The organism is Streptomyces sp. NPDC059564 (genome assembly GCF_042735575.1).
Classification (GTDB): Bacteria; Actinomycetota; Actinomycetes; order Streptomycetales; family Streptomycetaceae; genus Streptomyces.
Genome location: NZ_JBHWBP010000302.1, coordinates 1 through 9375, shown reverse-complemented (window position 1 = coordinate 9375; position 9375 = coordinate 1). Strand labels below are relative to the sequence as shown.

The 9375-nt window shown below is 72.4% G+C and carries 11 protein-coding genes; 8 read left to right on the top strand and 3 right to left on the bottom strand.

Annotated features, from left to right (window positions below; genetic code table 11):
- Nucleotides 1–91: 91 nt before the first annotated feature.
- The 7 genes from ACFV0Q_RS32635 to ACFV0Q_RS32605 are packed head-to-tail and all read left to right on the top strand — an operon-like array spanning nt 92 to nt 5952.
- Complete coding sequence (locus ACFV0Q_RS32635; RefSeq protein WP_266579719.1) at nt 92–493, top strand: roadblock/LC7 domain-containing protein; 402 nt, start codon at nt 92–94, stop codon at nt 491–493.
- Nucleotides 490–846, top strand: a complete 357-nt coding sequence (locus ACFV0Q_RS32630; protein ID WP_385010284.1) for a DUF742 domain-containing protein — start codon at nt 490–492, stop codon at nt 844–846. The genes ACFV0Q_RS32635 and ACFV0Q_RS32630 overlap by 4 nt, the downstream gene beginning before the upstream one ends.
- The gene (locus tag ACFV0Q_RS32625; protein ID WP_385010282.1) at nt 827–1474 is read left to right on the top strand and encodes an ATP/GTP-binding protein; all 648 of its coding nucleotides are present in this window, start codon (nt 827–829) and stop codon (nt 1472–1474) included. The genes ACFV0Q_RS32630 and ACFV0Q_RS32625 overlap by 20 nt, the downstream gene beginning before the upstream one ends.
- Nucleotides 1471–2700, top strand: a complete 1230-nt coding sequence (locus ACFV0Q_RS32620) for a cytochrome P450 (RefSeq protein WP_385010280.1) — start codon at nt 1471–1473, stop codon at nt 2698–2700. The genes ACFV0Q_RS32625 and ACFV0Q_RS32620 overlap by 4 nt, the downstream gene beginning before the upstream one ends.
- Nucleotides 2697–3944 carry a cytochrome P450 gene (locus ACFV0Q_RS32615; protein ID WP_385010279.1) on the top strand — a complete coding sequence of 416 codons (1248 nt, stop codon included), beginning with the start codon at nt 2697–2699 and terminating at the stop codon, nt 3942–3944. Before ACFV0Q_RS32620 ends, ACFV0Q_RS32615 begins: the two co-directional genes overlap by 4 nt.
- Nucleotides 3945–4002: 58 nt before the next feature.
- On the top strand, nt 4003–5175 hold the full coding sequence (locus tag ACFV0Q_RS32610; protein ID WP_385010277.1) for an alpha/beta hydrolase family protein: 1173 nt from the start codon (nt 4003–4005) through the stop codon (nt 5173–5175).
- Nucleotides 5176–5220: 45 nt separating this feature from the next.
- On the top strand, nt 5221–5952 hold the full coding sequence (locus tag ACFV0Q_RS32605; protein ID WP_385010276.1) for a hypothetical protein: 732 nt from the start codon (nt 5221–5223) through the stop codon (nt 5950–5952).
- A 341-nt stretch (nt 5953–6293) separates the two neighbouring features.
- Here ACFV0Q_RS32605 and ACFV0Q_RS32600 read toward each other — a convergent pair whose 3' ends face one another.
- The 3 genes from ACFV0Q_RS32600 to ACFV0Q_RS32590 form a co-directional block, all read right to left on the bottom strand.
- Nucleotides 6294–7019: a zf-HC2 domain-containing protein gene (locus tag ACFV0Q_RS32600; RefSeq protein WP_385010274.1), complete on the bottom strand. Its 726-nt coding sequence runs from the start codon at nt 7017–7019 to the stop codon at nt 6294–6296.
- On the bottom strand, nt 7016–7618 hold the full coding sequence (locus ACFV0Q_RS32595) for a sigma-70 family RNA polymerase sigma factor (protein WP_385010272.1): 603 nt from the start codon (nt 7616–7618) through the stop codon (nt 7016–7018). Before ACFV0Q_RS32595 ends, ACFV0Q_RS32600 begins: the two co-directional genes overlap by 4 nt.
- Before the next feature lie 84 nt (nt 7619–7702).
- Complete coding sequence (locus ACFV0Q_RS32590) at nt 7703–8686, bottom strand: DUF1996 domain-containing protein (RefSeq protein ID WP_385010270.1); 984 nt, start codon at nt 8684–8686, stop codon at nt 7703–7705.
- A gap of 317 nt (nt 8687–9003) precedes the next feature.
- Between ACFV0Q_RS32590 and ACFV0Q_RS32585 the strand changes: the two genes are divergently transcribed.
- Nucleotides 9004–9375 (top strand): DUF1838 family protein (locus tag ACFV0Q_RS32585; RefSeq protein WP_385010268.1); only part of this gene is annotated, 372 nt, incomplete at its 3' end.

The following is a 9375-nucleotide window of genomic DNA, read 5'->3' as shown; positions in this document are numbered from 1 at the left end:
GCCTTAAGGGGGGCCGTGCCGGCCGGCCGGGCCCCCGCCCGGCCGGTCCGAACGCCCCCACGAACCCCCGTACCCGGAAGGCAACACGCACATGACCGGCTCCACCACCGACGAGACGCTCAGCTGGCTCCTGGAAGGGCTCCTGGAGCGCACCCCCGGCGCCCGGCACGCCCTCGTGCTGTCCCGCGACGGCCTCAAGCTGTGCCGCACCCCCGAGCTCTCCGTCGACCAGGCCGACCAGCTCGCGGCGATCGCCGCCGGCATCCAGAGCCTGTCCCACGGGGCGTCCATCGAGTTCGGCGACGGCACCGGTGGAGTCCGCTCGGCCATGGCCGAGTTCTACGGCGGACTCCTCTTCATCGTCGAGGCCGGCGAAGGCGCGCACCTCGCGCTCGTCGCCGCCGAGGACGCCGACGCGGGCCTCGTCGGCCACAACATGTCCGAACTGGTGGAGCAGCTGAGCGAGCATCTGATCGCCAGGCCGCGGGGATGAGCCGCGGCAGGCCGGGCCGGGACGACTCCCCGGACCGGCTCTACACCCTCACCGGCGGCCGCAGCAGCTCCGGTTCCGACGCCTTCGACCTGGTGACCCTGATCGTCGCCGAATGCGACCCGGTGCCCGGCATGCAGTCCGAGCACGCGGCGATCCTGCGGATGTCGCGCTTCCCGACCGCCGTCGTGGAGATCGCCGCCGAACTGGGCCTGCCCGTGTCGATCGTACGGATCCTCCTCGCCGACCTCCTCGGCACCGGCCGCATCAGCGCCCGGCACCCCCGCGCGGCGGCGTACCGCCTTCCCGACCTCGACATCCTGGAGCAGGTGCTCGTTGGACTCCGAAACCTCTGACCGGGGCGAGCCCCGTCAGACCCTCAGCAGCACCGCCGACAACGGTCTCAAGATCGTGATCGTGGGCGGTTTCGGCGTCGGCAAGACCACCATGGTCCGCTCCGTCAGCGAGATCCGTCCGCTGAACACCGAAGAGACGATGACGAAGGCCGGCGAGGCCGTCGACGACACCGAGGGCGTGGGCGGCAAGACCGCCACCACGGTCGCCTTCGACTTCGGCCGCATCACCCTCGACGCCCACAACGTGCTGTACCTCTTCGGCGCCCCCGGCCAGGAGCGGTTCTGGTTCCTGTGGGACAGGCTGTTCTCCGGCACCCTCGGCGCGGTCGTCCTCGTCGACACCCGCCGGCTCGCCGACTCCTGGTACGCCATCGACCGCCTCGAACACCACGGCACGCCCTTCGTCGTGGCCTGCAACGACTTCGGCGGGCCCGCCCACACCCCGGAGCAGATCCGCGGCGCCCTCGACCTGCCGGCCGAGGTCCCGCTGCTGTTCTGCGACGCCCGCTCCCGCGAGTCCAGCAAGCAGGTGCTGATCTCGCTCGTCGAACACCTCCAGCACCTGCGCACCGGCGCACGACACCCCCGGCCGGCCCTCCAGTCCACGATCCCGGAGCCCACCCCGTGACCACCCCCGAGCCCCAGCCCGTCTACCTCGGCGGCCCCCGCTTCCAGACCGACCCCGTCGAGCTGTACCGGGAGATGCGCCGCGACCACGGCGCCGTCGCCCCGGTCGTCCTCGACGGCGACGTCCCCGCCTGGCTGGTCCTCGGCTACCGCGAACTCCACCAGGTCACCAGCGACCCGCAGCTCTTCTCCCGCGACTCCGACCTGTGGAACCAGTGGGACCGCATCCCGGCGGACTGGCCGCTGCTCCCGATGATCGGCCGCAAGCAGCCGTCGATCCTCTACACCGTCGGCGAACGCCACCGCGAGCGCGCCGCCGTGATCTCCGCCGCCCTGGAGGCCGTGGACCCCTTCGAACTCAAGGACCACGCCGAACGCTTCGCCGACGAGCTGATCGACCAGCTGTGCGGCAAGGGCGAGTGCGACATCGTCGGCCAGTACGCCATGCTCCTGCCCCTGCGCGTCCTCGCCCGCCTCTACGGCTTCTCCGACGAGCAGGGCCCCGGCCTCGTCACCGCCATGAACGACATGATCAACGGCCGGGAGGGCGCCCTGGACGGCCAGCGCCACCTCGGCGAGTCGATGTACGCGCTGCTCGCCGCCAAGGCCGCCGAACCCGGACCGGACGTCGCCTCCCGGATGCTGGCCAACACCGCCGGCTTCACCGTCGACGAGGTCGCCCAGGACCTGATGGTGATGATGGCCGCGGGCCACCAGCCCACCGCCGACTGGATCGGCAACTCGCTGCGCCTGATGCTCACCGACGACCGCTTCGCCGCCTCCCTGGCCGGCGGCCGGCACAGCGTCGGCGAGGCCATGAACGAAGTGCTCTGGGAGGACACCCCGACCCAGAACGTCGCCGGCCGCTGGACCACCCGCGACACCAAGCTCGGCGGCCAGCGCATCGGCAGCGGCGACCTGGTCCTGCTGGGCCTGGCCGCCGCCAACGGCGACCCGGACGTACGCGTCGACGCGGGCGCCCTCACCGGCGGGAACAACGCCTTCTTCTCCTTCGGCCACGGCGAACACCGCTGCCCCTTCCCGGCCCAGGAGGTCGCCGAGGTCATCGCGCGGACCGGCATCGAGGTCCTCCTCGACCGGCTCCCCGACGTCGACCTCGCCGGCCCTGCCGAGGCGCTCACCCGGCGCCCCTCGCCCTGGCTGCGCGGGCTCTCCGCCCTGCCCGTGACCTACACTCCCACCCCCGCTCTTGGAGCCGCCCGATGACCTGCCCGATCGACCACACCGGCCCCGCCCCCCTGGTGCTCGACCCGTTCGTCACCGACCTCGACGCCGAGAGCGCCGCGCTGCGCGCCGCCGGCCCGCTGGTTCCCGTCGTACTGCCCGGTGGCGTCGGCGTGTACGCGGTCACGCACCACGCCGAGGCGCGAAGACTCCTCACCGACCCCAGAGTCGTCAAGGACATCGACGTGTGGGGCGCCTGGCAGCGCGGCGAGATCCCCCCGGACTGGCCGCTGATCGGCCTCGCCAACCCGGGCCGCTCCATGCTCACCGTCGACGGCGACGAGCACCGCCGCCTGCGCACCCTCGTCGCCCAGGCCCTGACCGTGCGCCGGGTGGAGACGCTGCGCGCCGGCATCGAAGCGCTGACCACGGAGATGCTCGACAAGCTGGCCACCGTCCCGGCCGGCGAGACCGTCGACCTGAAGGCCGCCTTCGCGTACCCGCTCCCGATGAACGTCATCAGCGAGCTGATGGGCGTGGACGCCGCCGAACACCCCCGCCTCAAGGCGCTCTTCGAGAAGTTCTTCTCCACCCAGACCCTGCCCGGGGAAGTCCCCCAGATGATGGCGGACCTCGGCGCGCTCTTCTCCCGGATCGTGGAGTCCAAGCGCGAGAACCCGGGCGACGACCTGACCAGCGCGCTCATCGCGGCCTCCGAGGACGGCGACCACCTCAGTACCGAGGAGATCACCAACACCCTCCAGCTGATGGTCGCCGCCGGCCACGAGACCACCATCAGCCTGATCGTCAACGCCGTCGTCGCCCTGGAGACCCACCCCGAGCAGCGCGCCCTCGTCCTCGCGGGCGAGGTCCCGTGGGAGAACCTCATCGAGGAGACCCTGCGCTGGTCCACCCCCACCTCGCACGTCCTCATCCGCTTCGCCACCGAGGACATCGAGGTCGGGGACCGGATCCTGCCCAAGGGCGAGGGCCTGATCGTCTCCTTCGGCGCCCTGGGCCGCGACGAGGCCCAGCACGGCGAGACGGCGGGCGCGTTCGACGTCACCCGGACCCCCAACCGGCACATCTCCTTCGGCCACGGCCCCCACGTCTGCCCCGGCGCGGCCCTGTCCCGGCTGGAGGCCCTGGTCGCCCTCCCGGCCCTCTACGCCCGCTTCCCGGAGCTGACCCTGGCCGTGGCGCGCGAGGAACTGCGCAACAAGCCGATCCTCACCCAGAACGACCTGTTCGACCTCCCGGTGACGCTCTCTACGACTGCAGGCTGAGCCCGGATCAACCTGAGAGCCGACGTACGGCCGCGGCCGGCCGCCTAGCTTCGGTGTCATGCAGATCAGACACCGCACCGCGGCCGCCGCGGCCCTGTTAGCCCTCCTGCTCCCGCTCCCGCTCGCCGGGACCTCGGCAGCGAACCCGGCACCCGCCGCCGCCCCACGGCTCCAGAGCGCGGCGCCCGGACTCCCGCTCCCCACCGGCCGGTTCGCCGTGGGCCAGGAAGACCTCCACCTGGTCGACCGCGCCAGGACCGACCCCTGGGCGCACTCCGGCCCCCGCGAGCTGATGGTCACCCTGCGCTACCCGGCCGAGCGCGGCACCGGCCGCGCCCCCGCTCCGTACATGAGCACCGAGGAAGCCCGGCTGATCCTCGCCGACAAGGGCCTGGACGGGGTCATCGACCCGGCGGCCTTCGCCGCCACCCGGGCCCACGCCCGCACCGGCGCCCGGCCCGTCCAGGGCCGCTACCCGCTGATCGTCCTCTCACCCGGCTTCACCGTCCCCCGGGCCACCCTCAGCTCCCTCGCCGAGGAACTCGCCTCCCGGGGCTACGTGGTGGCCGCCGTCGACCACGCCTACGAGAGCGCCGCCACCGTCTTTCCCGGCGGCCGCATCCTGACCTGCCTGGCCTGCGACCAGACCCAGGGCCCCGGCGGCCGCGAGGCCGTCACCGAGGTCCGCGCCCGCGACACCTCCTTCCTGCTGGACCGGCTCACCGCACGCCGCGACCCCGCCTGGCGCCACGCCGACCTGATCGACCGGGGCCGCATCGCGATGGCCGGCCACTCCATCGGCGGAGCCGCCGCCCTGCCGGCGATGGCCGCCGACCCGCGCATCCGGGCGGGCATCGACATGGACGGCACCCTGCCCGAGCCGTACCCGGCGGCCGGGATCGGCGGCCGCCCCTTCATGCTGCTGGGCTCGGCCGCGAGCGTGCCCGGCGACACCCCCGGCAACTGGTCCGGCCCCTGGCCGCACTTCGACGGCTGGAAGCGCTGGATCACCCTCGACGGCACCGACCACTTCGGGCCCACCGACTTCCCCGCCATCCGCGACCAGCTCGGCCTGCCCCACCCGGAGGCCCCGCTGCCCGGCTCCCGCGCCGTCGAACTGACCCGCCGCTACGTGACCGCCTTCTTCGACCGGCACCTCAAGGGACAGGCCCGGCCCGTCCTGGACGGCCCGTCGGCCGACGCCCCCGAAGTCCGCTTCCACACCCCGTGACGTATCGAATGGTCATCTCATCCGCAGAGTTGCTAGGTTGATCACGTGCCGAAGCTGAATCAGATCATCGCAGTCGAAAAGGGCGTCAAGTCCAAGTCCCTCCAGGAGCTCACCCAGGCTCACCACGACGTGCAGAAGCCCGCCCTGCTGGCCGGCATCTCGCGGACGTACCAGCCCAAGGACGAGGAGGGCGAACAGCTGCCCCCCGAGTCCACCCGGGTGCAGGTCATGGCCGAGGACGTGCTGCGGGCGACGGCGAGCACCCTGACCCGTCTCTTCGACGTGACGGCGACCAAGGACTGGGCGAACCGCACGGCGGCCGCGGACGTCGTCGTCGACGGCAACGTGCTCCTCGCCGAAGTGCCGGTGCCCTACCTGCTCTTCCTGGAGAAGCAGCTGACCGACCTCCACACCTTCGTGCGGAAGCTGCCGGTCCTCGACGCCTCGGAATCCTGGAACCTGGACCCGTCCACGGACTCCTGGCGGACGGAGGCCGTGCGCACGATCCGCACCAAGAAGGTCCCGCGCAACCACGTCAAGGCCGAGGCCACCGAGCAGCACCCGGCGCAGGTCGAGGTCTACTACGAGGACGTCGCCGTCGGTTACTGGACGACCGTGAAGTTCTCCGGCGCCCTCCCGGCCCGCCGCGTCAACGAGCTCCTCGACCGCGTGGAGCGGCTCCAGCAGGCCGTGAAGTTCGCCCGCGAGGAGGCCAACGGCACCGAGGTCACCGACCAGCGGGTCGGCGACGCGGTGTTCGGCTACCTGTTCAGGTAGCCCCGAAAACGCCCCCTGTGTCGCAGGGGGTGCGCGAGAGCGCAAGCTGAAACTGATGTTGAAGCTGAACAGGGGCGTCCGCCAGACGCGGCCCCCTTGAATCTCAGACTATCGCTCCAGTCTCAGTATTCGCCGCCGAACACCGGATCGACCGAGCAGGGACGATCACTGACGGATGGGGGTTCAAGTCCCTCCTGCGCCTCTTTCGTGGCGCGGTAGTTCAAAGGCAGAACACGTCGGCCTCACCTTGATCCCTGTTCTTAAACGCAGCCGGTGTGCGCAATTGGGTGGCAAACAGGAGCCCGGGAGCTGGACATGCTCCCGGGCTCCGTCACGTCCCGCTACACCGGCACGGACACGAACGTCCGGCCCGACTCGTTCTCCACCAGGACCTCCTTCACCTGCGCCGGGTCCACGGCCGCGGAGCCGTCCAGGGACGCCCCCTTGCCCTCGCCGTGCTCGGCCGTGCCCACGACCCAGCCGCCCGCCGTGGACCGCGTACCGTCCTTGGAGACCACCACCAGCCGGCAGCGCTCACCCGCCGGGATCCCGGTCACCGCCGCGTGCACCCGGACCCACTTCGCCGCGGGCGTCACCTGTACGTTCATCCGCGCGCCCGAGCCCTGATCCGTCGCAGAGGCCACCTTCGTCCCCGCCACGGGCGGCGAAGGCGCCGCCGACGCGCTCGGGGTCGCCGGCCCGGGCAGCGCCCCGGTGTGCTCCTGGTCCGCGCCCATCTGGGCCCCGGCCCAGAACACGGCCGCGAGCGAAGCCGCCACGGCCAGACCGGCCAGCCCCACCCGGCGCCGCGCCGACGCCGCCCGCTCCCCGCGCACCTGGCGCAGGGTCCGCTGGAGCAGCAGGTCGCCGCCCTGCGGGGGCCCGTCGAGGAACGCCTCCTCCGGCACCTCGCCCAGTACGCTCTCCATCTCGCGCAACGCGGCCACCTCCTCACGGCACTGCACACATCCGCTCGTGTGTCCCTCGACCCGGCGGACCTCCACGTCGTCCAGGACTCCGAGCACGTACGGGCCGAGCAGTTCCTCCTCGTGCCTCTGCCGGTTCATGCCACCACCTCCCGCAGTCCGCCGGGCTGCTGGGGCGGCCGGCCTGATCGTCTGTTCCCGGCGCCGTTCCCGCCGCCGTCCGCGAACACCTCGCGCAGGGCCTTCAGCGCGTAGTGCGAGCGGGATTTGACCGTCCCGGCGGGAATGCCGAGCCGGTCGGCGGTCTCGGCGACGCTGCGCTGGCGGTAGTACAGCTCCGTCAGCACGTCCCGGTGTTCCGGCGACAGCCGGTCCAGGGCGCCGAGCACCGTCATGGTGTCCACCACCGAGTCCGCGTGGTCCCCCTCGACCGGGGGAGCCGCCGCCGCACCGGAAACCTCCGGCGGCCGGGCGGCCTTCGCGCGGTACCGGTCCGTGATGATGTTGCGGGCCACCGTGAGCAGCCAGCCGCGCACCGACCCCTTCCCGTTGACCAGGACCTCGGAATGCCGCCACGCGCGGATCAGCGTCTCCTGGACGATGTCCTCGGCGGCGGCCCGGTCCCCGGTCAGCCGGGTGGCGTACGCGAGCAGGGCGTTGCCGTGCTCCTCGTAGACCGCCCTGATCAGTGCCTCGTCGGTCGAGCCCCGCCGAGTGCGGGGCCACAGTGGTCCGGCCATCTCACCCTCTCCGTCCGCCTGGTGTTACCTGGTGCGGTCGGAACACGCCCTGGGCGCGGATCCGGTTCACGTGACCTGCGTCACTCACGTGCGGCACTCGCGCCCCTCGTTGAGACAGGTGACGATCGCGTCCATCTGTCCGTCGGTCATCACGTCGACGAACATCGCGTGGTCCGTCCTCGGGCTGTGCCGCTGCTCGGGGAAGGAGTCGAGCGCGATCGGCACCCCGGGTGCCACCGCGTAGGACAGCGACAGGCGCAGCTCGGGCACCGGGAAGGTGCCCTGCGGGCACACGCCCCGGGAGGAGGGGAACAGCAGGTGCGCACGGTGGTCGGGGGCGTTCGTGTCCAGCCCGTTCCAGCAGCTGGGGAAGACGAGCGTACGGGTGACCAGCGAGCCGGCCGGACAGCGCGGGTAGTCGGTGGTGGCCCGGCCGGGGAAGCCCGAACAGCCCCAGCGCGCCCGGACGTCGGCGCCCGTCCCCGCCGTGTACGCGACCGCGTCGCCGGTCATCGCCCGCAGGAAGCGGGGCATCGGCACGACCTTGCTCACCGGGCTGCCCCGGAACTCCACGGTCACCGAGGTCTCCGGCAGGATCTCGCCCGTGTTGCCGTGCCCGGCCGAGTGCTCGTGCGCCCCGCTCCCCGGGCGGTCCACCCGGCGCAGCACGGGCCAGTAGTAGGTGGAGCGGTCGCCTCCCGCGCAGCTGGTGGTGGCCGCGGCCAGCGAGGCGTCGGTCGACAGGGCGTCCGTGGAGAGGTTGCCCACGTAGGCGTGCGTGTGGTGGGCGCCCGCGCGCAGGCCGGGGGAGACCACGAGGTTGTCCTCGTTCCAGTGGCCCTCCTCGTTGCGCCCGCAGTCCACCGTCACCGAACCGGAGGAGGCCCCGGGGCCCGCCGGGGGCGGGGTCTGCGGATCGAGCGGAACCCCGCGTATGTCCACGTAGGCGCCCGCCACGGAAGCGTGACGGGGCCCGGCCGCCCGGGAGGCGCCCAGCACGGCGGCCGCCAGTCCGGTGCCCAGCACCAGGCAGACGAGCAGTGCCAGAAGTCGGTGTTCTTTCCCCATGGCGGTCACGGTTGCCGGTGCCCGGCACGGCCGTCAACCGGGCATCCCCACGAGGGGCCCGGACGAAGGTTGGAGGTGTCGTACGACGAGGCCGCGCGGGGTGCCGCGACCGCTGCCGCCGCGGGGTGGTTTGTACGTAAAAGCAGCCTTCTCGAGCGCGTTTCCACCGCCCTGACGCAGCGGCCGCCCCGGCGGCCCCCGTCCACCGCCCGATCCGCCGTGTGACCAGGGAAACAAGGGCCGGACCGGTCCACCGGCCACGGGTTGGCCCGTCCGGTGCTTGCCGGGCCCGACGGGGACCGCGCAGAGTTCTCCGTATGACACCGGAAGAACTGCTGCACGCCTTCGCCCGCACCCGAGGCTCCCTCGACGGCGACGAGGTCACCTTCTGGTGGACCGGCGACGTGTACTCCTCGGCCCCCGGCGAGCCCTACCGCCGCCTCTTCGGCTTCGAGGGCCTCAACGTCGCCCGGATCGAGGCCGCAGCGGCGCCCGAGGACGGCGGGGCCGGCGGCTACCGGATGCTCTCGCGCGAGGCCGCCTTCTACCTCGACCCCGGCACCCGGGAGATCCTCGACACCTGGCAGGACAAGACCGTGGTCCACGTCTGGAACGACCCCGGCAACCAGAAGTGGCGCCCCTTCCCCGTCCCGCGGACCGAACTCGGCGACCAGGTCTGCTTCAGCCTG

Excerpts from the sequence above, each read along its gene's own strand:
- ACFV0Q_RS32635 (WP_266579719.1), top strand. The coding sequence starts at position 92 with ATGACCGGCTCCACCACCGACGAGACGCTCAGCTGGCTCCTGGAAGGG.
- ACFV0Q_RS32630 (WP_385010284.1), top strand. The coding sequence starts at position 490 with ATGAGCCGCGGCAGGCCGGGCCGGGACGACTCCCCGGACCGGCTCTAC.
- ACFV0Q_RS32615 (WP_385010279.1), top strand. The coding sequence starts at position 2,697 with ATGACCTGCCCGATCGACCACACCGGCCCCGCCCCCCTGGTGCTCGAC.
- ACFV0Q_RS32610 (WP_385010277.1), top strand. The coding sequence starts at position 4,003 with ATGCAGATCAGACACCGCACCGCGGCCGCCGCGGCCCTGTTAGCCCTC.
- ACFV0Q_RS32600 (WP_385010274.1), bottom strand. The coding sequence starts at position 7,019 with ATGAACCGGCAGAGGCACGAGGAGGAACTGCTCGGCCCGTACGTGCTC.
- ACFV0Q_RS32595 (WP_385010272.1), bottom strand. The coding sequence starts at position 7,618 with ATGGCCGGACCACTGTGGCCCCGCACTCGGCGGGGCTCGACCGACGAG.
- ACFV0Q_RS32590 (WP_385010270.1), bottom strand. The coding sequence starts at position 8,686 with ATGGGGAAAGAACACCGACTTCTGGCACTGCTCGTCTGCCTGGTGCTG.